Raw genomic sequence first — 26,699 nt, forward strand, 5'->3', positions numbered from 1 at the left:
TGGCCGCGGTTGCGGCATCTCCTGTAAGCACCATCCACAGCGAGGGGCTTGCTCCGGCCGACGACAATCGGCGCATGAACCTGCTGCGCCGCTTCTTCATTCCCGTCCTCATCGCCCTGCTCGTCATCGCCGCCTACCGCTCGTACGGCTGGCAGGGCATCTTCGCCGTCGGCGGCGGCCTGGTCATGTGGGCGCTGCTGCATTTCACGCGGCTCATGAACGTGATGCGCAAGGCCGCCGACCGGCCCATCGGCTACGTGGGCAGCGCCGTCATGCTGAACGCCCGCCTGCGCGAGGGCGTGAACCTGATGCACGTGGTGGCCATGACGCGCTCGCTGGGCGAGCTGCTGTCGCCCCAGGGCGAGGAGCCCGAGCGCTACCGCTGGACGGACGGCACGCAGTCGCACGTGACCTGCGAGTTCCGTGGTGGCCGGCTCGCCGCGTGGGAGCTCGTGCGTCCGGCGGCGGAAGCGGACGCCGGGGCCGGCGGTGCGGCGGCCGGCGCTTCCGACGCGCCAGCGCCCTCCGTGGGGCCGTCCGCGCCGTAAAATCGCCGGTTTTGCGACAGCATGCCCCCGGAAAAAGGATTCCCATGAGCCCCGTAGTTCCCTCGATGGCCGACCGTGACGGCAAGATCTGGATGGACGGCCAGATGGTGGATTGGCGCGATGCCAAGATCCACGTGCTCACCCACACGCTGCACTACGGCTGCGGCGCGTTCGAGGGCGTGCGGGCCTACCAGACGCCGCAGGGCACGGCCATCTTCCGCCTGCAGGAACACACCGAGCGGCTCTTCAACAGCGCCAAGATCCTGCGCATGCAGATTCCCTTCACGCGGGACGAGGTGAACGAGGCCCAGCGCGCCGTGGTGCGCGAGAACCGGCTCGCTTCCTGCTACCTGCGGCCGCTCACCTGGATCGGTTCGCAGAAGCTGGGCGTGTCGCCCAAGGGCAACCAGATCCACCTGATGGTCGCGGCCTGGGCCTGGGGCGCCTACCTCGGCGAAGAGGGCATGCAGCGCGGCATCCGCGTGAAGACCAGCAGCTACACGCGCCACCACGTCAACATCACCATGACGCAGGCCAAGGCGGTGAGCAACTACACCAACTCCATCCTGGCCAACATGGAGGCCACGGAGGACGGCTACGACGAGGCCCTGCTGCTCGATTCCGCCGGCTTCGTGTCCGAGGGCGCGGGCGAGAACATCTTCGTGATCAAGGACGGTGTGGTCTATACGCCCGACCTGTCGGCCGGCGCGCTCAACGGCATCACGCGCAACACCATCCTGCACATCTGCCGCGACCTCGGCATCGAGCTCGTGCAAAAGCGCATCACGCGCGACGAGGTGTATATCGCCGACGAGGCGTTCTTCACCGGCACGGCCGCCGAGGTGACGCCGATCCGCGAGCTCGACCGCATCGCCATCGGCGCGGGCGCCCGCGGCCCCGTGACCGAGAAGATCCAGAGCGCGTTCTTCGACATCGTGAACGGCCGCAATCCGAAATACGCCCACTGGCTCACGCTGGTCTGACTTCCTCCGCCTTTCCTGCCCTCACAGCGCGAACCCCACCATGACGCAAGCCATCATCGAACTGCTCGCCAAAGACCTGAACCCGCAGGGCGGCGTCTTCTGCCCGAGCCCCAAGGCCGACATGAAGATCTGGAACACCCACCCGAAGGTGTACCTGGACGTGGCCCACACGGGCGAGGCCAAGTGCCCCTACTGCGGCACGGTGTACCGCCTGAAGGCGGGCGAAGTGGTCCGCGCAGGCCACTGACCGGTTGCCCGGGCCGGCGCGCGGGCGCTCCTTCCACGCTGCCGTGCCGGCTTACTTCCGTGGCCGGCAGGCACGGCCCCAGAGGGTGTCCGAGCCGGGTTCGCCATGCCGTGCGAAGAGTTGCGCGAAATGCCGCCGCTCGCCGCCGCGCAGCTTGACCAGCGGCGGCACCTCCGCATCGGCCGGCACCAGGCAGAGGCGCGGGTAGAGCAGGTACCACTTCCAGCCCACGGCCTTCTGGTAGAAGAAAGCCGTGTCTTCCGCCCTGGCCAGCGCCAGGCGATGGGCCGCGCCGCCCTGGCGCAGCACCCGCTGCGCGGTGACGTGCCCCAGCAGATACACCGGGTCGGGAATGCCCTGCAGCAGCGCCTCCCAGCCGGGCTCGGCCTGCCGGGCCGCCAGATAGGCAGCCGTGCCCACCTCGAAGAGCGCATGGTGGAATTCGCGCTGCCACGCGGTCACGAAGGCGCCGCCGGACGGCGCGCCGAAGGTCCAGTTCTCGACCACCGGGAACTGCGCGTCCTGCGTGTAGCCCTGCAGATAGAAGCCCGCGAAATCGGCGCCCTGCGCGCCACGCATCGCTTCCAGCCAGTCGATCGGACGGGTCAGCAGCACGGTGGCATCCAGCCAGTAGCCGCCGAAGCGGCTCACCAGGTAGAGCCGGATCCAGTCCGACTGCTTGACGGGGTCGAGCTGCTCGAAGCCTGCCGGCCAGTCGCCAGGCGGCACGCGGTCGCGCACCGTCTGTCGGTTGAGCACGTGCACCTCGAAGCCCGGGCACTGGGCGCGCCAGTTGGCGACGCAGCGCTCCACGAACGCATCGGGCTGCACGCTGTGCCAGTAGCTCCAGATGCGGCGCGGAATGGCACCGGTCCCTTCGTCCGGCGCGGCGGGCGCAGCCGGCGCCTTGCCGGCATAGGCCGCCGCCGTGCGGGGGCGCAGCCGGGCCAGCAGGGCGTACACGGCGCGGAAGGCGAAAGCGGGGAGTGAATGTGTCATGAAGTCAGAAGAGGCACCGAATGGCAGCAAAAGGCCCGGATACGCGACGGCGGCATTCTGCACGCTGGCCACCGGGTTACGATCCGCGCCAATTGTTCGATTGAAACGATAGCGGCTGCCGCACGCCGGTTCGGGGCGCGGCGCCTGGATCCCTACGAATTCCTTTTTCCCCGATGCACATTCCGTCTCTTCTGGGCACGGCGCCCTGGCAGCGCCAATGGACTACGCTGGTGGCTTTTCTCTTGCCGGCCCTGGCGCTGACGTTGCCGTCCGGCTACTCGTACGGAGCGGTGCTGCTCCTGCTCGGCGCCCTGGCCACGCTGCCGCGCTGGGCGCGCCTGCGCCCCGACCGGGGCACCCTGGCGCTCGTCGCGGTGATTCTCGCGATGGGGCTGCTGTGGTGCGTGATGTCCGACCCGCGCGAAGCCATGGGACGGTGGGACCGGCCCATCAAGTTCATGCTGGGCGCCGTCTGCGGGCTGTTCATCGCCTCCCAGCCGCCGCGGCCGCGGCCGCTGTTCTGGGGGCTGCTCGCGGGCTGCATCGGCGCGGGCCTGGTGGCGCTGTGGCAGGTGCATGTGCAGGGCGCGCTGCGGGCCTCCGGGTTCCCGACAGGCCGCACGAACGCCATCCAGTGGGGCAACCTGGCATTGCTGCTGGGCTCGATGCTGGCCCTGCAACTGATCGTGCTGTGGCGCCAGCTTCCGCGCGCGGCCGCATGGCTGGCGGTCGTGGCCGCGCTGGGGGCCCTCAATGCCTCGGTGCTGTCGCAATCCCGCGGGGGCTGGCTGGCACTGCTGCTGGCGCTGCCCATGGGCCTGTGGCTGCTGCACCGCCTGCATCCGGGGCGGATCACCGCGATCGCCGCCGTGCTGGCCGCCGCGCTGGCCGTGCTCACGGCCATGAACTGGGACGTGATGGAAAAGCGCTGGGAGCGGATGCAGGAAGAGGTGACGCAGTACGACACCCACGGCGAGGCCGACAATTCCGTCGGCCAGCGGCTGGAGCACTGGCGGTTCGCCTGGAACGTGGGCATGGAGCGGCCCTGGACCGGCTGGGGCATGGCCGGCTACATGCACGAGAAGGCCGTGCGGGTGGCGGCGAAGCAATACGAGCCCTCGATCATGGAGTACATCTACGTCCACAACGAACCGCTGGACGTCTTCGTCAAGACCGGCATCGGGGGCGTGATCCTCCTGCTGTGCTTCTACGGCGTGCCGTTCGCGCTCTTCTGGCCCAGCCGCCGCCGCATGGCCGCGCTGGCCGCCGAACCCGAACCGGTGCGCGCCCAGGTGCTGGCGCTGCGGCTTTCCGGCCTGTGCATTCCGGTGCTCTATGCCGGCTTCGGGCTCACGCAGGTGTTTTTCGCGCACAACAGCGGCATCATGTTCTACATCTTCATGAACATGATCACATGGGCGGCCTTGCTGGGCATGAGGATGCCGGCGGCGGGCGCCAGGGTATGAAGTCCGTGCCATGAGCGCGCGCACGTCCCACGCCGCCGCGGCCGCGGGCACGCCGCCCGCGCGGCGGCCGCGCGTGCTGCATTTCGTGACCGGCGGCTTCTCCGGCGCCACGCAGGTGGCCGTCGATCTGGTGCGCGCGCATGCGGGCTCCGGCCGCTTCGACGCCCTGCTGGCGCTGCGCTCCAAGCGCCGCACCACCACGCCCGAACGCGTGGCGGCGCTGCGGGCCGAGAACTTGGCGGTGGAGTTGGTGCCCGGCTGGGCGCATGCGGCCACCGTGTGGGCGCTGGCGGCCCTGTGCCGGCGCTGGCGGCCGGACATCCTGGTCGCGCACGGCTTCAGCGAGCATCTCTGGGGCCGCTATGCCGGCCTGCTGGCGGGCGTGCCCCGGCTGGTGCACGTGGAGCACAACTCCCGCGAGCGCTACACCGCCTGGCGCCTGGCCCAGGCGCGCTGGCTGGCGCGGCGCACGGCCGCCATCGTCGGCGTTTCCGAAGGCGTGCGAACCACCCTGCAGGAGCGCGGATTTCCGCCGGACCGCATCCACGCCATTCCCAACGGCGTGCGGCTGGAGCCTTTCGCCCAGGCCGCCGCCCACCCCTTCGCCGCGCGCGAGCCCGGCATCGTGATGGCCGCCCGCTTCGCGCGGCAGAAGGACCACGCCACGCTGCTGCGCGCCGTGGCGCTGTTGCGCGATCGCGGCCTCACGCCGCCCGTGCGGCTGGCCGGCGGCGGCAAGCCCGGCGCACGGCAGGCGGCCGAGCGGCTGGCGCGTGAATTGAACCTGCTGCCCCAGGTGCAGTTCATCGGCCACTGCGCCGACGTGCCGGGGCTGCTGATGGGCCAGCAGATCTGCGTGCTCTCCACGCATTACGAAGGTATGCCGCTGTCGCTCATCGAAGGCATGGCCGCCGGCTGCGCCGTGGTGGGCAGTCGCGTGGTGGGTGTGCAGGAGGTGATCGCGCCCGGGCGCACGGGCCTGCTGGCCGAGCCGGGCGACTTCGCCTCGCTCGCCGATGCACTGGAGCGGCTCCTGGCCGATGCCGATGCCGCCGCCCGCATGGCCGCCGCCGCCCGGGAGGACGCCGTGGCGCGTTACGGCCTGCCCACCATGACGGCGCGGTACGAAGCCCTGCTGGAGGGCCTGCTGCGCGAATCGCCCGCTGCGCCATGACGCCCTCTTCCCCCCCGATGGTGGCAGGCCCTGCCGCCGCGCCCTGGCTCAGCGTGCTCGTGCCCGTCTACAACGTGCGCGACTACCTCGCCGAGTGCGTCGGATCGGTGCTGGCCCAGGCGCCGGCCGACGCGGGTGTCGAAGTGCTGCTGCTGGACGACTGTTCCACCGATGGCTCGGCCGAGGCCATGGCCGCGCTGGATGCCCGCTGGCCCGGCCGCCTCCGGCTGATGCGCCACGAGCGCAACGCGGGCCTGAGCGCCGCGCGCAACACCATGATCGCCGCGGCGCGGGGCGACTACCTCTGGTTCCTCGACTCCGACGACAAGCTCCTGCCCGGCGCCATCGAGGGGTTGCGCGAGGTGGTGCGCCTGCATGCGCCCGACGCCGTGCTGTGCGACTTCGCCGTCTGGCGCGAGCGCCCGCGCCTGAAACACCGCCTGCGCGGCGAGGGCCACCGCAGCACCTTCGCCGGCCCGCACGCCGTGCTGCGCCCCGGCGGGCCGGAACTGCTGGCCGGGTTGCTGGCCACGGGGCAACTGCATGCCTGGTCCAAGATCACACGCCGCGACCTCTGGCCGGAGACGGTGCGCTTTCCGGCCGGCCGGTATTTCGAGGACATGGCCACCATGCCGCTGGCGCTGCTGCGCGCACGCAGCTACTGGCATGCCCCCCGGCCCTGGGTGGCCTACCGCCAGCGCGGCGGCAGCATCCTGGCCACCATGACGCTGCCCAAGGCCATGGACCAGTCCGCCGCGCTGCGGGCTTTCGGCGAAGCGCTGCGTGGCCGGCCCGATGCCGGGGACGCGGCGCTGCGCTTTGCGCTGGCCCACCAGAGCGCACGCAACCTGATGGGCGCCATGCGCGTGGTGGCCCGCGCCGCCGGCCAGGACGGCGCCGACCCGGCGGCGCTGGACGCCGTGGCCGACCGCATCCGCGCCGACTTCGCCGCCGTATCGCCGTTGCCGGCCGGTGCGCTGGCGCGCGCCTATCTGCGGCGCGGCTGGTGGCTGCGGTACCTGAAATTCCTGCGCGCCCACGCGCTCCGCCAACGATGAACCTGCCTGCCTTTCCCCGTCCCACGCTCAAGACGCACGGCGAACTCTGGCTGGCGCGCGCCCTGCGCTGGTTCTACGGCCTGTGGCCGCGCCAGCTCGAAGCCTGCCCCCCGCCGCCGTTCGCACTGCATGCCATCGCGCCGGCTCCCGGGGTTCCGGAGGGTGGCGAGGACGGGACGGACCGCTCGGCATTGCCCCCGATTCCGCGCGTCATCTGGGCCTACTGGAAGGGGGCCGCGCCACCGCTGCTCATCCAGCGCTGCTTCGCCAACTGGCGGCGCAACAGCCCGGGCTACGAGATCCGCCTGCTGGACGATGCTTCCGCCCGGGCGTGGCTGCCGGACATTCCGGCCGTGCTCGACGACGTGTCGCCCGCGAAACGCGCCGACTGGATCCGTCTGGAACTGCTGCGGCTGCACGGCGGCATCTGGGTGGATGCCAGCACGATCCTCACGGCACCGCTGGACTGGGTGCTGGCGCAGCAGGAGCGCACCCCGGCCGACTTCGTGGGCTTCTACCTCGGGCGCCACACCCGCGATGCGGCCTATCCGGTGGTGGAGAACTGGTTCATGGCCGCCCCGCCGGGCAGCCGGTTCATCGCCGACCTGCAGCAGGAGTTCACGACCCAGGTGATCCACCGCTCGGGGCACGAATACATCGCCCACCTGCAGGCCCTGGGCGTGTACGAGGAGGTGCGTCAGTACATCGACGCGCCGGACTACCTCAGCATGCACCTGGCGCTGCAGTTCATCCTGCGCGCGCGCGGCGGCTACCGGCTGGCGCTGGCCCGCGCGGAAGACGGGCCGTTCTACTACCACATGCTCGGGCGCTGGCGGCGCACGCAGCTCAAGCTGCGGCTGCTGTTCTCGCGGCCCACGGGCGCGTTGCCGCCCCTCATCAAACTGCGCGCGCCCGACCGCAGGCGGCTGGACGACTATCTGGCGCGGGGCCTGTACCTTCCGGACAGCATCGCCGCGCGGCAGCTCATGGCGGAAACCGGCGCGGTCACGCCGGCGAGCCCGCGCTGACCCCGCCCGCCGCTGCCCGCCATTCCCTGGCCAGCAGCGCCACCAGTTCGCCGGCCGGCATCGGCCGCACCGCCGCGACGCCCTGGCCTGCCCAGAGGGCCAGCGCATCGGCACGGCCCTGGGCGGCGGCCGCACGGCGCACCGGGCCCATCAGTGCGTTCTGCACCGGGTAGGCCGGCACGCTGCCTTCCCAGGGGGCGAACTGTTCCATGGTGGCGTTGACGATGCCGCGCGCGGGCCGGCCCGAGAACACCCGGGTGATGCGCGTATCGGTTTCGCATGCCCGGGCCAGCGCGGCCCGGTAGGCCGGGCCGATGGCCGACTCGGGGCACGCGAGGAAGGCCGTGCCCATCTGGACGCCTTCGGCACCCAGGGCCTGCGCGGCGGCGATGCCGCGCCCGTCCATGATGCCGCCGGCCGCGATGACCGGAATGCGCAGCGCGTCCACGCACGGCGGCACCAGCGCCAGCGTGCCGACCTGGCTGGATTCGAAGTCGGCCAGGAAGGTGCCCCGGTGGCCGCCGGCCTCGAGCCCGCTGGCGCAGACGGCATCGGCGCCCACGTCGGCCCAGGCACGGGCCTCCGCCACGGTGGTGGCGGTGCCGATCACGACGCAGCCCGCCGCCTGCAGCCGCTCCACCTGGCGCGCGCCGAGGATGCCGAAGGTGAAGCTCGCGACGGCCGGGCGGGCCTCGACCAGGGCCTCGAACTGCGCCTCGAAGTCTTCGCACCATTGCGCGGGCACGGCCGGCTCCAGCCCGAAGTCGGCATACAGCGGCGCCAGCCGGTCCAGCGCTTCGCGCACCGTGGCGGCGTCGGGCGCGGGCATCTCCAGCACGAAGAGGTTCATGCCGAAGGGGCGGGCCGTGCGGCGGCGCACTTCGGCGGCGGCTTCGGCCATGGCGGCGGGCGAGCGCATGCCGCAGCCCAGCATGCCCAGCCCGCCGGCTTCGGACACGGCGGCAGCCAGGGCGGGCGTGTCGGAGCCGGTCATGGGGCCCTGCACGATCGGCAGGGTGAGGCCCAGGCGGTCGAACAGCGGAGTGCGGCGGGATGGAGGGACGGGCGTCGGCATGGCGGGTCTCCGGGGGGGCTGGGAACAGCGGGTGGTCGGTTTCAGGCGCCCGGCGGCATGCCGGCAGGGACGTCGCGCAGCGCATCCAGCAGCGCATCCAGGGCCGGGGTGTGCCAGCCGCGGCGGCGCACCAGCACCGTCTCGCGCCCGGCCAGCGGCACCCAGCGCAGCGCGGGCGGTTCGCGCATCAGGTCGATGACGGACTGCGGCACCACGCCGGCGCAGCGCCCCGCGGCCACGCAGGCCAGGATGGCATGGTAGGAGGCCAGCTCCAGTATGTGCGGCGCGGCGCCGTGCCGCTGCGCGCGCATCCAGTCCTCGCCCAGGCGGCGGTAGGTGCAGCCCGGAGAGAACGCGGCCAGGGTGTCCACCTGCAGGTCTCCCGGGCGCTCCACCGGTGGATGGCCCGCCGGCAGGGCGATGAGCAGCGATTCGGTGAAGACGGGAGTGCAGTCCACCGGCGCTTCCGGATCCACGCCCGGCGGCGGCCAGGCGACCAGGGCGCAGTCGCTGGCGTGGGCCAGGACCTGGTCCACCAACTCGCGCGACGCGCCCGTGCGCAGTTCCAGTTGCAGGCCGGGCCATCGGGCGTGCAGGCGGGCGAGCGGGGCGGGCAGGCGGGCGGCGGCGGTGCTTTCCATGGCGCCCAGGCGCAGCCTGCCGCCGGGGGTGCCGGGGTGCAGGGCCTGGCGGGCTTCCTCCGCCAGCGCCAGCAGGCGGTCGGCATAGGCCACCAGCGAGGTACCGGCCGGGGTCAGCGCCATGCGCCGGCCTTCGCGCAGGAACAGCGTGGCACCCAGCTGTTCCTCCAACTGCTGCACGCGGGTGGTCACGTTCGACTGCACCCGGCCCAGCCGCTCGGCCGCGCGGGTGACGCTGCCTTCGGCTGCGACGGCGCGAAAGATTTCCAGGGCGGACAGGTCCATGAATATCTTGTTTGAAGATGAATCGATTGAATGTTAATCTTAAAAAGAGAATTAAAGAAGCGAAAACTCCATGGCCATCGATACCTCTCCGCCCGGCCCCGGTGCCGGCACGTCGCCCGCCCTGGCGGACCGCCCGCTGGCCGTCGCCCTGGCCGGCATGGCCGCGCTGGGCGCCGCCATGGGCATAGGCCGCTTCGCCTTCACCCCGCTGCTGCCCATGATGCTGCGCGATGGAGCGCTGACCCTGGCCGGAGGCAGCTGGCTCGCCACGGTCAACTACATCGGCTATCTGGCCGGCGCGCTGGTCTGCATGGCCCTGCCGTGGCTGGCGCCGGGCACGGCCCGTTCATGGCAGGGGGCCCGTCTCACGCGCTGGGGGCTGGCGGCCACGGTGCTGCTGACCTGCGCCATGGCGCTGCCCCTGCCCGGCGCATGGCCGCTGCTGCGCGCGGCGGCGGGGGTGGCCAGCGCGGTGGTGTTCCTGAACGTGTCGTCCTGGTGCATGGCGCGGCTGGTGGCGCTGGGGCAGCCGGCGCTGGGCGGGCTGATCTTCTGCGGGCCGGGGCTGGGCATCGTGCTGACGGGGCTGTCGGCCAGCGCCATGGTGTCGGCGCACTGGCGGGCCGCCGCGGGCTGGGCCGTCTTCGGGCTGCTCTGCGCGGTGTTGTGCGCGCTGGTGTGGTCGGTGGTGCGCGGGGCGGCGCAGCCGGCGGCCGGCGCGGCGGGGCCCGCCGCGCCGCGCACCGCCGCGCCCGTGGCCCGGGGCGGCCGCTCCGCCCGCGCGCTGCTCACGCTGGCCTACGGCCTGGCGGGGCTGGGCTATATCGTCACCGCCACCTTCCTGCCGGTGATCGCGCGCGGGGTGCTGCCGGCCGGATCGCCCTGGCCGGACCTGTTCTGGCCGGTGTTCGGCGCGGGCGTGGCGTTGGGTGCGGCCTTGTCCACCCGCACTCCGGCGGCCTGGGACCGGCGCTGGCTGCTGGCGGGCTGCTACGCGCTGCAGGCGGTTTCCATCGGCCTGGGCCTGGCGTGGCCGGGGGTGCCGGGCTTCGCCCTCGGCAGCCTGCTGCTGGGGCTGCCATTCACCGCCATCACGTTCTATGCGCTGCAGGAGGCGCGGCGCATCTGGCCGGCGGCCGGCGACAGCTTCGCAGGCCTGCTGACGGTGGCCTACGGCCTGGGCCAGATCGCCGGGCCGCCCCTGGTGGCATGGGCACTGCACCATGCCGCCACGCCGCAGCAGGGGTTCGCGCACGGCCTGGCGATGGCGGCCGGCGCGCTGGGGCTGGGAGCGGCGGTGCTGGGCGCGATGGCGTGGCGCTGGCCGCCGGAGCCGCTGCCGGCAGGGGACTGACGCGCAGCACCGCGCGGGCGGGCGGCGGTCAGGTGGCGCGCGGCAGCCGCAGAACGAAGCAGGCGCCCTCCGCGCCGTCGGGCCGGTCCGTGCAGTACACACTGCCGTCGTGCCGCTCCGCGATGGAGCGCACCAGGGCCAGCCCCAGGCCGACGCCGCCCGAGCGTTCACTGGCGCCGGGCAGGCGGTAGAAGGGCTCGAAGATGCGTTCGCGCTGCGCCGGCGGCACGCCGGCGCCCTGGTCGCACACGCTCACCTCCACCTGCGTCCCCGTGCTGCGCAGCGTGACGGTGATGTCGCCCTGGCTGTAGCGCCGCGCGTTCTCCAGCAGGTTGCGCAGCGCGCGGCGCAGCAGCTTGGCGATGCCGCGCACTTCCAGCGCATCGGCGGCGGTGCCATCGGCGGCCTGCAGTTCGGCGTCCACGCGCACGCATTCCTCGGCGGCCAGGCCCATCAAATCCACCGTTTCCACGGTGCCCATGTCGGCCTCGCGCGCGTCCAGGCGACTGGCGAGCAGGATCTCGTCCACCAGCTGGTCGAGCTCGGCGATATTGCGCAGGATCTCGGAGCGGAACGCCGGCGAGGGTGTGCTGCCCTGCATCAGCTCCAGCCCCATGCGGATGCGCGTGAGCGGCGAACGCAGCTCGTGCGATGCATTCGCCAGCAGCGACTTGTGCGACTTCACCAGGGTCTCGATGCGCGCGGCCGCGGCGTTGAACTGCCGTGCGAGGTCGGCCACCTCGTCCTGGCCATGCTCGGCCACGCGCACCGACAGGTCGCCCTCGCCGAAGCGCTGCACGCCGCGCTGCAGGTTCTCCAGCCGCTTGAGCAGCCGGCGGATGATGGGGAACACCCCCACGGCCACCGCGACGCCCACGATGCCGAGCATCCAGAGGAAGCCGAAGGGCGGCCGCGTCCAGAAAGCGGCCTCGGGACCGCCGCGCCGGTCCCGCTCGCCGGGGGGGCGGATGCGCGGCGAGAACTGCAGCGTATAGGGCAACTGGCCGTTCTCCGCCTCCACGCTGAACTCCAGCCCGCCCGGTGGCCCGCCGGCCGTCGGCGGCACGCGGATCGCGAGACCGCGCAGCACGGGCTGGCCCGCGGCGTCCAGCAGCACCATCTCGCGCGGCGGCGGCGCCGGCTGGGTCAGCGCGTTCTGCTCCGACGCGATGCGCCACGCCCAGCCCACGGCCAGCGTGAGCACCGCCATGCCGCCGACCACGGCGAGCCAGATGCGCAGGTAGAGGCGGCGGGAAAAGGGGTTGGACATGGGCGTTTCAGAATGTGGCGATGTCACGCCATGGCGGCTGATGCTGCGGCCTGCGGCATTGCAGGCGGCCCGTGAACCGCGCCCCGCCGCCACCCGTGCGGTGGCCGCGGAGCAGGCCAAGCCAGCGGACGCCGTGGAACGGGCTTCGCCCGGCCACTGGCGTCGTCCCCCGTCCCGCCGCGCGCAGCGCGGCGAGAGAAAGGGGAAGGCGCGTGGCGCCACAGGGGAATGATGCCTCCATCTTCAGTCCTGCTGTTTGGCGAACACGTACCCCACGCCTCGCACGGTCAGGATGCGGCGGGGGTTCTTGGGGTCGGACTCGATCGCGGCGCGGATGCGCCCCATGTGCACGTCGATGGAGCGGTCGAAGGCTTCCAGTTCGCGGCCGCGCACGGCCTCCATGATCTGGTCGCGCGTGAGCACGCGGCCGGCCCGCTCCGCGAGCGCCACGAGCAGGTCGAACTGGTAGGAGGTGAGGTCGGCCGGTTGCCCGCCCACCGTGACGGAGCGTGCGTCGCGGTCGATCTCCAGCGAGCCGAAGCGCAGGGCCTGCGAGGGCGCCGCCGGCCCGGTCTCGCGGCGCCGCAGGATGGCGCGGATGCGGGCCAGCAGCTCGCGCGGCTCGAAGGGCTTGGGCAGGTAGTCGTCGGCGCCGAGTTCCAGCCCGATGATGCGGTCCATCGGGTCGCCCTTGGCGGTGAGCATCAGCACCGGCACCTGGGCCGCGGCGCCGGGCAGCGAGCGGATGCGGCGGCACACGTCCAGGCCGTCCATGTCGGGCAGCATCAGGTCCAGGATCACGAGGTCGGGCAGCGGGCCGGCATCGCTGCCCTGCAGCCGCGCCATGCCGCTCTGGCCGTCGGCCATGTGCGCGACCTCCAGGCCCGACTGGCCGAGGTATTCGATGACCATCTGCGCGAGGCGGAAGTCGTCTTCGATCATCAACAGCTGGGCGGTACTCATGGCGTCTCTCGTCTCCTTGCGCAAAGGCAGGATGGCATGCTGGCCCCGGTGCATCTCGGGGCGTTGAAGTGGCCGTAAAGTTTCGGTAAACCGGCTGCGCTCAGCCCGGCGGGCGCTGCTGCGCGCGCGCGGCCAGCGCCACCAGCGCCAGCACGGGCAGGCCCAGCATCGCCGTGGCCGCGAAGAACTCGGGGTAGCCGAAGGCATCCACGAAACGCCCCGAGAAACCGGCGAGCCATTTGGGCAGCAACAGCATCATCGAGCTGAACAGCGCGTACTGCGTGGCCGAATATTGCACATTCGTGAGGGCCGAGAGGTAGGCGATGAACGCGGCCGAGGCGATGCCCCCGGCCAGGTTGTCGGCCGACACAACCAGCACCAGCAGCGTCACGTCGTGCTCCTGCAGGCCCAGCCAGGCGAACAGCAGGTTGCTGGCCGCACTCAGCAGGGCGCCGAGCATCAGCACGCGCATCACGCCCACGCGCATCGACAGCGCGCCCCCGAGGAACGCGCCGGCCAGTGTCATGACGACGCCGAACACCTTGGTGACGGCGGCCACCTCGTCCTTGGTGTAGCCCATGTCCACGTAGAACGGATTGGCCATGATGCCCATCACCACGTCGCTGATGCGGTACACGGCGATCAGCGCCAGGATCAGCGCGGCCTGCCAGCGGTAGCGCGCGATGAAATCGGCGAACGGATCGATCAGCGCGCCGCGCAGCCATTGGGCCGCATTGCGCGCGGGCGGCAGAGGGCGCGGAGCGGGTTCGCGCGAAAGCAGCACCGTGAGCACGCCCACCAGCATCGAGGCGGCCATCACCAGGTAGGCCGTGCGCCAGGCCCCGTGCTGGTAGCCCGCGAGGCCGGGCACCTCGGCGCGTGCGGCCACCCACAGCACGCCGGCGCCGGCCCAGATCATCGCCAAACGGTAGCCCGTCTGGTAGGTGGCGGCCAGCGCGGCCTGCCGGTCGGCGTCGGCCGATTCGATGCGGAAGGCGTCCAGCGCGATGTCCTGCGTGGCCGAGCCGAAGGCCACGGCCAGCGCGCACCACACCATGGGCGCGAGGGCCGCGCGCGGATCGTTGAAAGCCATGCCCGCCAGGCCCGCCATCACCAGCGCCTGCGAGAACAGCAGCCAGCTGCGGCGCCGGCCCAGTGCGCGCGTGAGCAGCGGCAGCGGCATGCGGTCCACCAGCGGCGCCCAGACCCATTTGAAGGCGTAGGCGAGGCCCACCCAGCTGAGGTAGCCGATGGTGGTGCGGTCCACGCCCGCCTCGCGCAGCCAGAACGACAGCGTGCCCAGCACCAGCAGCAGCGGCAGGCCGGCGGAGAAACCCAGGGCGAGCATGCGCAGGCTGGCAGGTTCGGCATAGACCTTCCAGGCGGCGCGCCAGGAGCGGGCCGGTCCGGGCGGAGCGGAGGGGGCTGGGGCAGGCGGAGAGGGTGTCATGGGGGGCGGGAGGCGGCAGTGGAAGAGCGCGGAGTGCGTCGGGGTCTTTCGCGCACCGGCATGGATTTTCGTCTGTGTTCCGTCAGGGCGATGCTGTTGACTCAGAATCGCGCCAACTGAACTGGTGCGCAACTTCATTTGTCCATTCCGGGCGCCTGCGAGGCCGCGCCGCAAACAACCAATACACACATGAGAAAAGAACTAGCCAGCTGTGCCGTGCGCACTGCGGTGCCCTCCGTGGTACTCCCGCCGAAGGTCAGCCCGCACCGGGCTCCGGTAGCTGCAAGCCCCGACACCACACAGCGCATTGCCCCGCGCGGAACGCGGTCCATGACTTCCGCTCCCAGGCGTGGCGGCATCCCAGAAACCGCCTTTCCGACGGGTGGTGGCCAGGACGGAACGCAGAACCTCCCGGCCCGGGCGATGAAATATGTTCTCGGGCTGGCCGCTGCAGGATACCTCTGCGACAAGGCCGCCAACGGCTTCTTCCTGTCCACCACATCCCTGCACGATGGCAGGGGCGGCTTCACCAGCAATGCGCGGCTCGACAAGGCCTTCACGGAGGCCGCCGCTTATCGCCAGCGCTTTCATGCAGCCGAGCCCGGAGAGCGTGCACTGCAGCCGCGGTTGCCGGCTTTCCTGAAACGGTGCGGAAACCGGCAATTCGTTTCCATGACCGACTACCGGGCCGCCACCAAGGTGCACCTCATCGAACGCACGGACACTCCCGAGGCCCGGGCTTCCCTGCTCAAGAGCCTCGAATGCCTGCAGGGCACACTGGTGAAGCAGGAGTGCGTCGATCGCTATGCGCCTTCCAGCGTTCCGGCCGATTTTGATCTGCGCAACAGCGCGCTGTATGGGCAGAAGAGCAAATATGCCCTCGCGGGAGTGTCCAATACGGAAACCGGCGCCAGGGGCTATACGTCGCGCTCGATCACCCGGCCATTCGTGAACCGCGGCCTGAGGCACTTCAAGGAAGATTCCGAGCGCCGGGGGCTGTCCCTGCGCGAAAGCTCGGAATCGCTACAGGCGCAACTCGCCAAGGAAGGGGCGCTCAGTGGGACCGCCCAGTTCGCGGCGGGGCAGACCTTGCTGAATTTCAGGCAGGTCTATGCTTCCGACGAGCACTGGGGCCACGCCGAGAACGTCATCATGAAGTTCCTGGTGGAACAGGGTCTTCTGTCGCAGCGCCAGACGGAGCGCATCGACGAAAGCCTCATGTTCGAGGACCCGTCCAAAAGCGTCTTCAAGCGGAACACGGGAGTTGCCGGTCCACTGCTGCACCGGCTCGAAACGCGATTCAAGGAATTCCTGCTGCGCGATGACCCGGAAGGCCTGGAAGACATCCGGCCCATGGCGCTCTCGAAGAACATGGAAAACCTGGCCATCGCCCACTTCAAGCTGAACGAGCGCGGAGACGGTTTCGAGGACTGTTCGGGCCTGGGGGATTCGTTCACTGCCGCCAACGCCGTCGCCTGCATCAACCATGCGAGACTCATGAGCGGGGAGCCTCGCCTGTCGATGCAGGATGTGGAGGTGCTCATCGCCTGTCTGAACGCCGTGTACGACGATGCGAGCGGCAGCCGCCACACGCTCCAGGAGATCGCCCGCGGGTGTTTTGCCGGCGCCGGGTACACGATCGAGGATGCAGACGCATTTTTCGAGGGCATTTGCCGCGAAGCAGCGCAAGAGTTCTACACTGGCAAGCAACTCGCCAAGGCCGGGCTGCCGGGCAGGCCTGCCTGATTGCGCTCCGGGCAATCGCTGCATGCGTGGCGCCCGGGTTTCGGGAGCGGTAGGATCTTTCCATGTATTCCGGCGCCACGCTGTCCTGCACCCTCCGCCACTACGGCGGGGAGCACGCCGCGCATGCGCACGACCATGCGCAGGTGCTGGTCGGGCTGCAGGGGCGCATGGAGCTGGAGGTGGACGGCCGTTCGGCGTTCGTGGACGCCTCCTGCGGCATCCTGATACCCGCCGGCGCGCGGCACGGCTACCTGGCCTCGCCCGGAGCCCGCTTCTGCGTGGTCGATGCGGCGGCGCAACCGGGCATGGACCGGCTGCGCCGCTTCGCCGTGCCGGCCCAGGCGCGCGACGGCCTGGCGCGGGCCATCGGCGGAGGGGCCGGCGGTGCGCCCTGCCTGCCCTCGCTGCCCGGCGTGTGGAGCGCGCCCGTCGCGCAGGGGGGCCAGGTGGCCGCCCATCTGGAAGCCCTGCTGGGCCGTGCGCCCCGCGTGCTGGCCCGCCGGGCACTGCCGCTGGAACGGCTGCAGCAGGCGGTGGAGGCCGCCCTGCACGAGCCCTGGCCCACGCCCCGCATGGCCGCCCTGTGCCACCTGAGCCCGCAGCGCTTCCATGCCCGCTGGCTGGAACTCACCGGCGCGACGCCCCAGGCCTGGCTGCGCGGGCTGCGCCTGGATGCCGCCGCGCAGCGCATCGCGCGCGGACAGCGGCTCGACGATGCGGCGGCGGCCTGCGGCTACGCCACGGGTACCGCCCTCGCGAGCGCGCTGCGCCGGGAGCGCGGCACGGGTGCCCGCGCGTTGCGCGGAGACGCCGGCAGGGACTGAACCGGCGCACTTCGAGCGTTGCGCGACACATGGCGGCCGCGCCGCGTGGCACGCTCGGGGCCATGTCCTCCCCATCGCAAGCAGCCTCTCCCGACACGCCGTCTTCCGCCACCATCCGGCTGGCGGCACAGCCCGCCTCCCGGGCGCCGCTGGGCATCGGCATGGTGCTGCTGGCCGCCGTGTTGTGGGGCACGACGGGCACGGCGCAGAGCCTCGCGCCTTCCGGCCTGGCGCCGGTGTGGGTGGGGGCGCTGCGGCTGCTGATCGCCGGTGCTTTCTTCGCGGCGCTGCTGCGGTGGCAGGGCGGTGCGCGCGGCCTCGGCGCGCTGCCCTGGCGCGGCGTCCTGGCCGGCGGGGTCTGCGTGGCCGCCTACAACCTGAGTTTTTTCGCCGGGGTGAAGGCCAGCGGCGTGGCGCTGGGCACGGCGATCGCGATCGGCAGCGGCCCGATCTGGGCCGGGCTGCTGCAGACCGTGGTGCAGCGCCGCTGGCCCGCGGCCGTGTGGTGGGCGGGCACGCTGCTCGGCGTGGCGGGCGGGGCCGCCATGGCGCTGGACGGCCGCACCAGCGTGCAGGCGCCGCCGGGCGGCATCGCGCTGTGCCTGGTGGCGGGCCTGTCGTACGCTGCCTATGCGCTCGTCAACCAGCGGCTGGTGGCCCGCGCAGCGCCGGGGGCCGTCAACCTGGCGGTGTTCGGCTCGGCCGCGCTGTTGTCCCTGCCGGCCGCCTTCGCCATCGCCGGGCCGCTCGCGGTGTCGGCACGCGCCTGGGGGGTCGTGCTGTACCTGGGTCTGGTGGCCACCGGAGTGGCATACCTGCTTTTCACGCATGCGCTGAGGCACATCAGCGGCGCCACGGGCGTCACCCTCGCGCTGGCCGAACCGGTCGTCGCGTTCTGCCTGGCCGTGGCGGTGGTAGGGGAATCGCCGTCCGCCATGGCCGTTTGGGGGCTGGCGGGCGTGATCGGCGGGCTGCTGATCGTGGTCTGGTCGGAGATCCGCGGCCGCAGGGGGGCAGCGGCCGGGTGACGGGTGCCGTTTCGGCTGCATGGACATTTGCGCGGGCGGCCTACAGCCGCGCTGCGCTCCGGCGCAATAGACTCGCCCCATCATGCCGAACGATCACCCGACTTCCCTCTTTCCGGCCGTCGATGGGTCTCCTGCGGCCATGCCGCACTACGACACCGGCTGCCGATTCTGCACCGCCCTGCGCGCCGGGCCCTGGAACGCGCGGCGGGGCTTCCTGCTCGCTGCCGGCGCGGCGGCTGCCGCCCCGGCGCTGGCCCAGGTGGACGTGGGTTCTGCCTCGCAGATGCGGCGCCTCGTGCCGGCCGAGCAGCTGGAGGCCGCCGCCGACCAGCAGTACGACCAGATGCTCGCCAAGGCCAAGGCCCAGCGCGCGCTGGCCGGCGACACCCATCCCCAGCTGGTGCGCCTGCGCGGTATCGGCCAGCGCCTCATCCCCTTCTCCACCCAGTGGAACGACCGCGCGCGGCAGTGGAAGTGGGAAGTGAACCTGATCGGCAGCAAGCAGATCAACGCCTTCTGCATGCCGGGCGGCAAGATCGCCTTCTACACCGGCATCCTGGACCAGCTCAAGCTCTCCGACGACGAGGCTGCCATGGTCATGGGCCACGAGATGGCGCACGCACTGCGCGAGCATGCCCGCGCCCGCCTGGCCAAGACGCAGGCCACGAGCATGGGCCTGTCGCTCGGCGCGCAACTGCTCGGCCTGGGCGACCTGGGCAATGTCGCGGCCAATCTCGGCACCCAGTTGCTCTCGCTCAAGTTCAGCCGCAGCGACGAGACGGAGGCCGACCTCGTCGGCCTGGAAATGGCCGCCCGCGGCGGCTACAACCCCGAATCCGCCGTCACGCTCTGGCGCAAGATGGGCGAAGCCACCGGCAACCAGGGCGGGCTCGCCTTCCTGTCCACGCACCCGAGCGGGCCGGACCGCATCCGCGAGCTGGAGCAGAACGTGCCGCGCGTGCAGGGCCTCTACCAGGCCGCGCGGCGCGGTTGAACCGGCGCCCGTGACGCCCGCGCGCCGTCAGAGCACGCCCATCCACGGCCACAGCGTGGCCGACAGCAGCAGGATGAGCGCCAGGCCCGCCAGCGTCACCAGCAGCCCCACCTTGGCGAACTGCAGCGTGCCGAACGCGCCCGTGCCATAGCACAGCATGTTCTGCGGCGCGTTCGTCGGCAGGATGAAGCCGAACGACACCACGAAGCTCTGCACGAGCACGATGCCGAACGCGGTTTCCTTCGAGACCGGCAGCGTCTGCGCGAAGGCGATGAAGATCGGGATCAGCGTGCTGGCCAGGCCCGTGGCGGAGGCGAAGCCCAGGTGCAGCACGATGCTGAACACGGCCAGCGCGCCGATCACCGACACCACCGGCAGGGCCGCGAGCCCCAGCTGCCCCAGCGTCTGCTGGGCCAGCCAGCCGGCCGCACCGGTGCGCTGCAGCAGCGTGCCGAGCGAGATCGAGGCAGCGAACAGCACCACCGTCCCCCAGGGCACGAGCTTTTCTGCCTGTGCCCAATGCATGACGCCGATGCGCGGCATGAGCAGCAGCGCGATGCCGAGCTGCGTGGTGGTGGTGGTGTCGAACGGGTGCAGCGTGCCTTCCGTGGACCAGAGCACGAGCAGCAGCAGCGCCACCGCGATCAGGCGCTTTTCCGGGGCGCTGACGGGGCCCAGGGCGCGCAGTTGCTCGCGCAGGTTGCCCGCGGCGTCCTCGGAGTCGGGCACCTCGGGGCGCAGCAGCCACAGCGACACGAAGAACAGCACGACCGACATGCCGATGGTGAAGGGCAGGGCGGCGAGGAACCACTGCCCCCAGGTCACGCCGTGCCCGAAGGCCCCCTGCATGAAGTTCAGGCTGATGAGGTTCTGCGCCGCGCCCGTCTTCACCGCGATGTTGAAGATCGAGCAGGCCTGCGCCGTCACGATCATCAGCGTGGCGCCCAGGCTGCTGCCCACGGGCAGGCCGAGCGCCGCGGTGATGCCGACCATGATCGGTATCACCGCGCCCACGCGCGCCGTGGCCGAGGGGATGAACAGCGCCAGCACGAAGCCCACCAGCATCGCGCCCAGCGTGAGCCGCGCGGGCGAGATGCCCACCCGGCTCATCACCAGCAGGGCCACGCGGCGGTCCAGCCCCGTGTGCTTGAGCGCCACGGCCAGGAACAGCGCGGCGGCCACCAGCAGCACGGCCGTCGATGAGAAGCCGCCCAGCATCACGGTGAGCGCATCGGCCGAACCCATGGGCCTGGCGCCCGGCGTGAGGGGCTTGCCCATCAACCCCACCACCGCCATGCCGGTGAGCAGCACCGCGCTGTTGGCGGGCGAGACGCACTCGCTGATCCACAGCGTGACCACGAACACCAGCAGCCCGAGGGCGACCTGGCCCGAGGGCGAAAGCCCTGCCGGGGTCGGCAGGGCCAGCACCAGGGCATACAGGCCCAGGGCAAGCAGCAGGTAGCCGAGCTTGCGGCGGGAGTCGGGCTCTGGATGCGAAGTGATCGGAGCGGCGGGGGAGGGCGAGGGGACGGGCGACGTCGTCATGGCGGAGCTTTTCTTTCACGGTGAGGCCGTGGCCCGCCATCGATCGGAAACGACCGATTGCGCGGTGCCGTCAGGCCTGCCTGGAAGAATGCCCGTACCCCGCTCTCGGGACGTTGACCGGCATCAAGGCCGGGCGGATACCCGGCCGTGGAGGGCCGCTCAGGTGCCGCCCACGTAGGGATTGCTGCGCCGTTCGCGCCCGAAGGTGCTCTCCGGCCCGTGGCCGGGAATGAACACCGTCTCGTCGCCCATGGGCCACAGGCGCTGCACGATGCTGTCGATCAGGTCCTGGTGGTTGCCCTGGGGAAAGTCCGTGCGGCCGATGCTGCCGGCGAACAGCACGTCCCCCACGAAGCAGCGCTGGATCTGCGGCGCATGGAACACCACGTGGCCAGGCGTGTGGCCAGGGCAGTGCCGCACGTGCAGCGTCTCGTTGCCGATCTGCACCGTGTCGCCGTCGTGCAGCCAGCGCGTGGGCGTGAAGGGCCGGGCGGGCGGGAACCCGAACATCGCGCTCTGCTGCGGCAGCCCGTCGATCCAGAACTGGTCGCCCGGGTGGGGGCCCGTGATCGGCAGCGAGAGCCGCTCGGCCAGTTCGCCCGCGCCGCCGGCATGGTCGATGTGGGCGTGCGTGAGCCAGATCTGCTCCAGCCGCAGGCCGCGGCGCTCCACCTCCGCGAGCACCTGGTCGAGGTCGCCGCCGGGGTCGATCACGGCGGCCGCCTGCGTGGCATCGCACCAGACAAGCGAGCAGTTCTGCTGGAAGGCGGTGACGGGGTGGGTGTGGTAGTGGAGCATGGAACTGAAGACGAGGGCCGGCACAAGGGGTGGGCGAGAGGCCGAGTATGCCGCCCGCCGATGGAAGGACGCCGCCTGGCCATCGCCCACACAGCGCCCTAGAATCCCCCCTTTCCCGAAAGAACCGCCATGGCCCGGGGCCATGGAAGGCTTTCATTCATTCTCGCGACCCGATGGGGTGAAGATGAACAAGCCTTTCATTTCCCTGTGCCCGGAGATCACCCGGGCCCACGCGCTCCTGCTGATGGACTGGCTGGAAGACGAGGGCGTGACCCGCTACCTGAGCGATGCGCGCGATGTCTCCCGGTCCATCGGGCAGGTGGTCGGCCGGGTCCAGCTGCCGGTGCTCACGCATCTGTTCAACCAGGGCGGCCGGTTCTTCATGGCCTGCGACCGGCACGACATGCCCGTGGGCTTCGTCCGCCTTGTCAAGGACGGCCCCGACTGCGAGATGGTCCTGGCCATCGGCGACCGCGCCAACTGGGGGCGCCGGCTCGGGGCCAGCGCGATCCGCGAAGGCATGAAGCTCGCGTTCTTCGACATGCGGGCCGAAAGGCTCATCGCCAAAATCCATCCGGACAACGCGCGGTCGCTGAAGGCTTTCCTGCGCAGCGGATTCGCGCTGCACAGCGAAGGGCCTTCGGTGACGTCCCTGGCCATGGGCGCGGACCGCTATCTCCGGCTGCTGCGCGAACGCCCCGCGGCGGGCGCCCCGGCCATCCACGTCACCGAGATCGACGAAGCCCGGCTCCGGCAGCTCGTCGCGTTCCACCAGGACCCGGAGATATTCGAGCTGGAGCACGAGATCGAGCGGGCCACGGTCGTCGATCCGCGGCAGGTGGCGGAGGACGTCGTCACGATGAATTCCCGGGCCCTGCTGGAGGTGGACAACGAAACGGTGGAAGTGGCGCTGGTCTATCCGCAGGATGCGGACGAGGCCGCGGGCAGGCATTCCGTCTGCTCGGGCCTGGGCACGGCGATCCTGGGCTACCGGGAGGGCGATGCCTTCCGCTGGCGGATCGCGGACCGTACGCGCCGCATCCGGGTGCGGAAAGTGCTCTATCAGCCGGAAGCCCGGGGCGATTTCCACCTGTAGGCCCTGTAGCGGCACCGATGGCGCCGGCCTGCTGGCTCAGCGGGCGGAAGCCGGCTTTCCGGGCCCAGGCTGGAGCCGCGATGCCAGCAGGTCGGCCGTGTACCGGAGACGACCGATGTCGGCTTCCGGGTGGATCCCCCGGCTGAAGCAGCACAGCGTGCCATACACCCCGCCGCCCGGCAGGCGCACCGGCGTGCTCAGCAGCGTGCCCACGGGGTACCCCGGATCCGGGGCCTTCCCCGCCTTGACGTAGGCGGCCGCGTTCTCCACGCGCTCCGGCAGCCGGCCTTCAATCACGTGCTGGCACCAGGTTTCCTCGACCGGATCGGACGAGCCCGCCGGAAGGGGATCGAAGCCGGGAGTGTGGTCCACGGCCTCGATCGTCCGGCGCCCGTTCGTGATCTGCGACACGAAGGCCACGTCCATGTCCAGCCGCGTGCGCAGCAGGCGCAGGACGGCAGGGACCGCGGACGGCAGTTCGGGATCGGCGGAGTCGCTGGTGGCCACCAGCAGTTCCGAAATCCGGACGTCGAGGTCGTCGGGGTTGTAGTCGAGGAACATGGCCCAGTCTAAGCAACGGCAGGTGCCCGCGTAAGAGGCAGTCTGCAACAGAGCGTACGGCCGGGCGTGCCCGTCATGCGCTGGCGGGCCTTGCGTGGTTGCCGCGGCACGGCGGGGCTTTTTTGCCCGGGGGCGGCTGGAGGCCGGGCTGGAGGTCCGGGCACAGGTCGCCGCCCGCGAACCGCTGCCAGACCAGCCGGTCGCCCTCCTCGCAGAACCAGAAGCAGATGACGGAGCCGTCGCCGTTGTCGCAGGTCACCAGCATGCGGGTGTTCCCGTTCCGGGAGCGGACGTACATGCCGGGGCGGAGGAAGGGAATGTCCTTGGTGCGCATGGCGCCATTGAAGCGCCGCCGGGCCGCGCGGCCTTGCGCTCGCGCAAGCCTGCCCGCAGGACCCGATGCGGTCCTACAGGGTTTTCTCAATGTCCGGGTTCGGCCAGCCGTGCGGCCAGGAAATCCAGGAAGCAGGCGATGCGCGAAGCGAGCTGCGTGTTGCGGTAGTACACCGCGCTGATGGGCTGCCGCACATCGGCCGTATCCCGGGCCAGCAGTTGTACGAGGTCGCCGCGCTCGCGGTCCCGCGCGGTCATGAAGTCCGCCAGGCAGGCGATGCCGGCGCCCTGCAGCGCGAGCTGGCGCAGGGTTTCGCCGCTGGAGGCCGCGATGTCCGGCGTGGCGGCCCATGCGTCGCCGTGCGGGCCGCGCAGGGGCCAGAGGTTGAGCGCCTCGGGCTGGGTGAACCCCAGCAGGGTGTGCTGCGCCAGGGCCGCTGCCGACTTCGGCCGGCCGTGCGCGGCCACGTAGGCAGGGCTGGCGAGCACGCGCAGGCGGCTGGAGCCCAGCGGGCGCGCATGCAGCGTGGAGTCGCGCAGGGCACCGATGCGGATGGCGACGTCCGTGCGCCGCTCCAGCAGGTCGATGTTGCGCTCGTCGGTGTCCAGCTCCAGGGCGATCTGCGGGTAGGCGTCGCGGAAGGCCGGCACCAGCGGTGCCACCACGTGCAGCATGAACGGCGTGGCCGCGTTCACGCGCAGGCGCCCCGCGGGCTGCCCCCGGCGCGCGGCCATGTGCTCTTCCGCTTCGTCGAGCGCCGCGAGGATCGCGCGGGTGCGCGTGAGGAAGGCCTGGCCTTCCTCCGTGAGCCCGATGCGGCGCGTGGTGCGGCGCAGCAGCGTCGTGTCGAGCTTTTTCTCCAGGCGTGCCAGCGCCCGGCTGACGCCCGATGCCGTCTGCTCCAGTTGCGCAGCGGCGGCGGTGACCGAGCCTGCGTCCACCACGGCGGCGAAGGCCTGCAGTTCTTCCAGGGTGGTTTTCATGAGGGCAGATTGTTGACTCTAAGGCAAATATATTCTGCCGATCACAGGCTTTTTCCGCAAAGGTGAAGCGCCCACACTCCTGGCATCGATCTGTGATCCCAAGGAGTGCTTCCATGCCCATTGCCCTGTTCGCGCTGACGCTCGGCGCCTTCGCCATCGGCACGACGGAATTCGTCATCGTCGGCCTGCTGCCCACCGTGGCGGCGGACCTCGGCATCGGCCTGCCCTCGGCCGGCCTGCTCGTCAGCCTGTATGCGCTGGGCGTCGCCGTCGGCGCGCCGGTGCTCACCGCGCTCACCGGCCGGCTGCCGCGCAAGGCCCTGCTGCTCGCGCTCATGGCGCTGTTCACCGCCGGCAACCTGCTGGCCTGGCAGGCCCCGGGCTACGGCACGCTGGTGGCCGCGCGCGTGCTCACCGGGCTCGCGCACGGCGTGTTCTTCTCGATCGGCTCGACCATCGCCACCGGCCTGGTGCCGCGCGAGAAGGCCGCCAGCGCCATCGCCACGCTGTTCGCGGGGCTCACGGTGGCGCTGGTCACCGGCGTGCCGCTCGGCACCTTCATCGGCCAGCACTTCGGCTGGCGCGAAACCTTCCTCGCCGTGGCGGGGCTCGGCATGCTGGCTTTCGCGGGCAGCGCGCTTTTCGTGCCGCGGCGCATCGCGCACGTTCCGCCGGCCTCGCTCCTGCAGCAGGCCCGCGTGCTGGCCGAGCCGCGGCTGCTGCTGGTGTATGCCAAGACGGCCATCGGCTACGGCGGCACCTTCATCCCGTTCACCTTCCTCGCGCCCATCCTCACCGGCGTGTCGGGTTTCAGCGAAAGCGCGGTGGGCTGGGTGATGCTGGTGTACGGTGTCTCGGTGGCCGCGGGCAACCTCTGGGGCGGCCGGCTGGCCGACCGCCTGGGTCCCGTCGCCGCGCTGCGCATCATCTTCGCGCTGCTGGCCGCCGTGCTGCTGCTCCTGCAGTTCACCGCGCCCCATCCCTGGCTGGCCGTGGGCACGGTGCTGCTCTGGGGCGCAGTGGCCTTCGGCAACGTGCCGGGCCTGCAGCTGTACGTGGTGCGCCAGGCCGAGCGCGTCGCGCCGCAGGCCGTGGACGTGGCCTCGGGCCTGAACATCGCCGCGTTCAACCTGGGCATCGCCGGCGCGGCGTGGGCCGGGGGGCTGATCGTGACGCACCTGGGCCTCATGCACACGCCCTGGATCGGCGCGGTCGTGGTGCTGGGTGCGCTGGCGCTCACCCAGGCCAGCGGCGTGCTCGATGCGCGCGGCGGGGCCGCTGCGCGCGGGGGCCGTCCGGCGGCCGCGGGCCACTGAGGCGTGGGGCTGGCTCGGGCGCGCTTCTCCCTTTCCACCCACCCATCCATCCATTCATTCATTCATTCACCGACAAGGAGTTTTCCATGCAGGCATCCGCTTCCCCATCCACCCAACCGCCCGTGCCCCCGTTCGGCCTGGGCACGTTCCGGCTCAAGGGCCAGGCCGCCATCGATTCGGTGGCGAATGCCCTCGACCTCGGCTATCGCCACGTGGACACCGCGCAGATCTACGGCAACGAAGCCGAGGTGGGCCAGGCGGTTGCCGCCAGCGGCGTGGCCCGGGGCGACCTCTACCTCACCACCAAGGTCTGGACCGACCATCTCGCCGCCAGCAGGCTCGTTCCCAGCCTGGAGGAAAGCCTCGAAAAGCTGCGCACGGATTACGTCGATCTGGCGCTGATCCACTGGCCTTCGCCCGGCGGCGCCGTGCCGCTGGCCGAGAGCCTGGAAGCGCTGGCCGATGCGCGGGCCCGGGGGCTCGTGCGGCGCATCGGCGTGTCGAACTTCACTGTGTCGCTCATGCGCGAGGCGGTGGCTGCCGTGGGCGCGGAGTCGATCGCCACGAACCAGATCGAACTGCACCCCTACCTGCAGAACCGGGCGGTGGTGGATTTCGCGCGCAGCCAGGGCATCCACATCACCTCCTACATGACGCTGGGCTACGGCCAGATGCTGCAGGATGCGGAAATCCAGGCGATCGCGCAGGCATGCGGCGCCACGCCCGCCCAGGTCGCGCTGGCCTGGGCGATGCAGTCGGGCTTCGCCGTGATTCCTTCGTCCACGCGCCGCGAACATCTGGCCTCGAACCTGCGCGCCACGCAGCTGCGGCTGGAGGATGCGCACATGCAGCGCATCGCCGCGCTGGACCGGGGCGGCCGGCTGGTGGACCCGGAAGGGCTGGCGCCGGCCTGGGACTGACCCGGCGGGCGCC

The 26,699-nt window shown here is 71.4% G+C and carries 26 protein-coding genes; 15 read left to right on the top strand and 11 right to left on the bottom strand.

All coding sequences use genetic code 11. The annotated features are described in order from the left end of the window. Positions 1 to 74: 74 nt before the first annotated feature. Genes BLR99_RS13220 through BLR99_RS13230 form a run of 3 tightly spaced genes read left to right on the top strand, consistent with a single transcriptional unit; the run spans position 75 to position 1,778 of the window. The gene (locus BLR99_RS13220) at positions 75 to 548 is read left to right on the top strand and encodes a hypothetical protein (RefSeq protein WP_011793448.1); all 474 of its coding nucleotides are present in this window, start codon (positions 75 to 77) and stop codon (positions 546 to 548) included. A 44-nt stretch (positions 549 to 592) separates the two neighbouring features. Continuing rightward, positions 593 to 1,531 (top strand): branched-chain amino acid transaminase, encoded by a 939-nt coding sequence (locus BLR99_RS13225; RefSeq protein ID WP_011793449.1) that lies wholly within the window; start codon positions 593 to 595, stop codon positions 1,529 to 1,531. Between the two features lie 40 nt (positions 1,532 to 1,571). After that, positions 1,572 to 1,778, top strand: a complete 207-nt coding sequence (locus BLR99_RS13230) for a zinc-finger domain-containing protein (protein ID WP_011793450.1) — start codon at positions 1,572 to 1,574, stop codon at positions 1,776 to 1,778. Positions 1,779 to 1,829: 51 nt separating this feature from the next. Here BLR99_RS13230 and BLR99_RS13235 read toward each other — a convergent pair whose 3' ends face one another. After that, positions 1,830 to 2,777 (bottom strand): glycosyltransferase family 32 protein, encoded by a 948-nt coding sequence (locus BLR99_RS13235; protein ID WP_011793451.1) that lies wholly within the window; start codon positions 2,775 to 2,777, stop codon positions 1,830 to 1,832. A gap of 173 nt (positions 2,778 to 2,950) precedes the next feature. Here BLR99_RS13235 and BLR99_RS13240 point away from each other — a divergent pair, with 173 nt between their 5' ends. From BLR99_RS13240 to BLR99_RS13255, 4 genes are read left to right on the top strand one after another with little or no spacing between them, the layout of a single operon-like run. Next, on the top strand, positions 2,951 to 4,243 hold the full coding sequence (locus BLR99_RS13240) for an O-antigen ligase family protein (protein WP_011793452.1): 1,293 nt from the start codon (positions 2,951 to 2,953) through the stop codon (positions 4,241 to 4,243). 10 nt (positions 4,244 to 4,253) lie between these two features. Continuing rightward, positions 4,254 to 5,417: a glycosyltransferase gene (locus BLR99_RS13245; RefSeq protein ID WP_011793453.1), complete on the top strand. Its 1,164-nt coding sequence runs from the start codon at positions 4,254 to 4,256 to the stop codon at positions 5,415 to 5,417. Further along, positions 5,414 to 6,475: a glycosyltransferase family 2 protein gene (locus BLR99_RS13250; RefSeq protein WP_228193911.1), complete on the top strand. Its 1,062-nt coding sequence runs from the start codon at positions 5,414 to 5,416 to the stop codon at positions 6,473 to 6,475. The genes BLR99_RS13245 and BLR99_RS13250 overlap by 4 nt, the downstream gene beginning before the upstream one ends. Next, entirely contained in the window at positions 6,472 to 7,503 is a 1,032-nt protein-coding gene (locus tag BLR99_RS13255) for a capsular polysaccharide synthesis protein (protein WP_011793455.1), read from the top strand. The genes BLR99_RS13250 and BLR99_RS13255 overlap by 4 nt, the downstream gene beginning before the upstream one ends. Here BLR99_RS13255 and BLR99_RS13260 read toward each other — a convergent pair. Both BLR99_RS13260 and BLR99_RS13265 read right to left on the bottom strand, forming a co-directional pair. Beyond that, positions 7,481 to 8,578 (bottom strand): NAD(P)H-dependent flavin oxidoreductase, encoded by a 1,098-nt coding sequence (locus tag BLR99_RS13260; RefSeq protein ID WP_011793456.1) that lies wholly within the window; start codon positions 8,576 to 8,578, stop codon positions 7,481 to 7,483. The two genes, BLR99_RS13255 and BLR99_RS13260, sit on opposite strands and share 23 nt — an antisense overlap. A 41-nt stretch (positions 8,579 to 8,619) precedes the next feature. Continuing rightward, a complete protein-coding gene (locus BLR99_RS13265; protein ID WP_011793457.1) occupies positions 8,620 to 9,504 on the bottom strand; it encodes a LysR family transcriptional regulator in 885 nt (294 codons plus the stop codon). A gap of 70 nt (positions 9,505 to 9,574) precedes the next feature. Between BLR99_RS13265 and BLR99_RS13270 the strand changes: the two genes are divergently transcribed. Next, positions 9,575 to 10,858, top strand: coding sequence for a YbfB/YjiJ family MFS transporter (locus BLR99_RS13270; RefSeq protein WP_048857543.1), 1,284 nt, complete (start codon positions 9,575 to 9,577; stop codon positions 10,856 to 10,858). 28 nt (positions 10,859 to 10,886) lie between these two features. Here BLR99_RS13270 and BLR99_RS13275 read toward each other — a convergent pair whose 3' ends face one another. The 3 genes from BLR99_RS13275 to BLR99_RS13285 all read right to left on the bottom strand — a co-directional run bounded on the left by BLR99_RS13275 (position 10,887) and on the right by BLR99_RS13285 (position 14,541). Further along, positions 10,887 to 12,128 carry a HAMP domain-containing sensor histidine kinase gene (locus BLR99_RS13275; RefSeq protein ID WP_011793459.1) on the bottom strand — a complete coding sequence of 414 codons (1,242 nt, stop codon included), beginning with the start codon at positions 12,126 to 12,128 and terminating at the stop codon, positions 10,887 to 10,889. A gap of 243 nt (positions 12,129 to 12,371) precedes the next feature. Further along, positions 12,372 to 13,091 carry a response regulator gene (locus BLR99_RS13280; RefSeq protein ID WP_011793460.1) on the bottom strand — a complete coding sequence of 240 codons (720 nt, stop codon included), beginning with the start codon at positions 13,089 to 13,091 and terminating at the stop codon, positions 12,372 to 12,374. Between the two features lie 100 nt (positions 13,092 to 13,191). Next, positions 13,192 to 14,541: an AmpG family muropeptide MFS transporter gene (locus BLR99_RS13285; RefSeq protein ID WP_011793461.1), complete on the bottom strand. Its 1,350-nt coding sequence runs from the start codon at positions 14,539 to 14,541 to the stop codon at positions 13,192 to 13,194. Positions 14,542 to 14,757: 216 nt separating this feature from the next. Here BLR99_RS13285 and xopAG point away from each other — a divergent pair, with 216 nt between their 5' ends. The 4 genes from xopAG (at position 14,758) to BLR99_RS13305 (ending at position 19,133) form a co-directional block, all read left to right on the top strand. Further along, a complete protein-coding gene (gene xopAG / locus BLR99_RS13290) occupies positions 14,758 to 16,287 on the top strand; it encodes a XopAG/AvrGf1 family type III secretion system effector (protein WP_233427231.1) in 1,530 nt (509 codons plus the stop codon). 62 nt (positions 16,288 to 16,349) lie between these two features. Beyond that, positions 16,350 to 17,111, top strand: a complete 762-nt coding sequence (locus tag BLR99_RS13295) for a helix-turn-helix domain-containing protein (RefSeq protein WP_046059907.1) — start codon at positions 16,350 to 16,352, stop codon at positions 17,109 to 17,111. 62 nt (positions 17,112 to 17,173) lie between these two features. Beyond that, positions 17,174 to 18,139 carry a DMT family transporter gene (locus tag BLR99_RS13300; RefSeq protein ID WP_011793464.1) on the top strand — a complete coding sequence of 322 codons (966 nt, stop codon included), beginning with the start codon at positions 17,174 to 17,176 and terminating at the stop codon, positions 18,137 to 18,139. Positions 18,140 to 18,278: 139 nt separating this feature from the next. Beyond that, complete coding sequence (locus BLR99_RS13305) at positions 18,279 to 19,133, top strand: M48 family metallopeptidase (protein ID WP_011793465.1); 855 nt, start codon at positions 18,279 to 18,281, stop codon at positions 19,131 to 19,133. A 27-nt stretch (positions 19,134 to 19,160) separates the two neighbouring features. On the opposite strand, the gene BLR99_RS13310 is transcribed toward BLR99_RS13305, so the two are convergent. Both BLR99_RS13310 and BLR99_RS13315 read right to left on the bottom strand, forming a co-directional pair. Then, positions 19,161 to 20,678: an SLC13 family permease gene (locus BLR99_RS13310; RefSeq protein WP_011793466.1), complete on the bottom strand. Its 1,518-nt coding sequence runs from the start codon at positions 20,676 to 20,678 to the stop codon at positions 19,161 to 19,163. Positions 20,679 to 20,837: 159 nt separating this feature from the next. Next, positions 20,838 to 21,476 (bottom strand): MBL fold metallo-hydrolase, encoded by a 639-nt coding sequence (locus tag BLR99_RS13315; RefSeq protein ID WP_019699867.1) that lies wholly within the window; start codon positions 21,474 to 21,476, stop codon positions 20,838 to 20,840. A gap of 184 nt (positions 21,477 to 21,660) precedes the next feature. Between BLR99_RS13315 and BLR99_RS13320 the strand changes: the two genes are divergently transcribed. Then, entirely contained in the window at positions 21,661 to 22,572 is a 912-nt protein-coding gene (locus BLR99_RS13320) for a bifunctional GNAT family N-acetyltransferase/nucleoside diphosphate kinase regulator (protein WP_011793468.1), read from the top strand. 36 nt (positions 22,573 to 22,608) lie between these two features. On the opposite strand, the gene BLR99_RS13325 is transcribed toward BLR99_RS13320, so the two are convergent. The 3 genes from BLR99_RS13325 to BLR99_RS13335 form a co-directional block, all read right to left on the bottom strand. Then, complete coding sequence (locus BLR99_RS13325) at positions 22,609 to 23,133, bottom strand: GAF domain-containing protein (RefSeq protein WP_017438699.1); 525 nt, start codon at positions 23,131 to 23,133, stop codon at positions 22,609 to 22,611. 73 nt (positions 23,134 to 23,206) lie between these two features. After that, positions 23,207 to 23,467 carry a hypothetical protein gene (locus BLR99_RS13330; RefSeq protein ID WP_017438700.1) on the bottom strand — a complete coding sequence of 87 codons (261 nt, stop codon included), beginning with the start codon at positions 23,465 to 23,467 and terminating at the stop codon, positions 23,207 to 23,209. Between the two features lie 86 nt (positions 23,468 to 23,553). Continuing rightward, positions 23,554 to 24,450: a LysR substrate-binding domain-containing protein gene (locus tag BLR99_RS13335; protein ID WP_046059908.1), complete on the bottom strand. Its 897-nt coding sequence runs from the start codon at positions 24,448 to 24,450 to the stop codon at positions 23,554 to 23,556. Positions 24,451 to 24,563: 113 nt separating this feature from the next. Here BLR99_RS13335 and BLR99_RS13340 point away from each other — a divergent pair, with 113 nt between their 5' ends. Further along, positions 24,564 to 25,766 (top strand): MFS transporter, encoded by a 1,203-nt coding sequence (locus BLR99_RS13340; RefSeq protein ID WP_046059909.1) that lies wholly within the window; start codon positions 24,564 to 24,566, stop codon positions 25,764 to 25,766. An 86-nt stretch (positions 25,767 to 25,852) separates the two neighbouring features. Continuing rightward, complete coding sequence (dkgB, locus tag BLR99_RS13345) at positions 25,853 to 26,686, top strand: 2,5-didehydrogluconate reductase DkgB (protein ID WP_046059910.1); 834 nt, start codon at positions 25,853 to 25,855, stop codon at positions 26,684 to 26,686. The last annotated feature ends 13 nt before the right edge of the window (positions 26,687 to 26,699 follow it).

It is taken from the genome of Paracidovorax citrulli (assembly GCF_900100305.1).
Classification (GTDB): Bacteria; Pseudomonadota; Gammaproteobacteria; order Burkholderiales; family Burkholderiaceae_C; genus Paracidovorax; species Paracidovorax citrulli.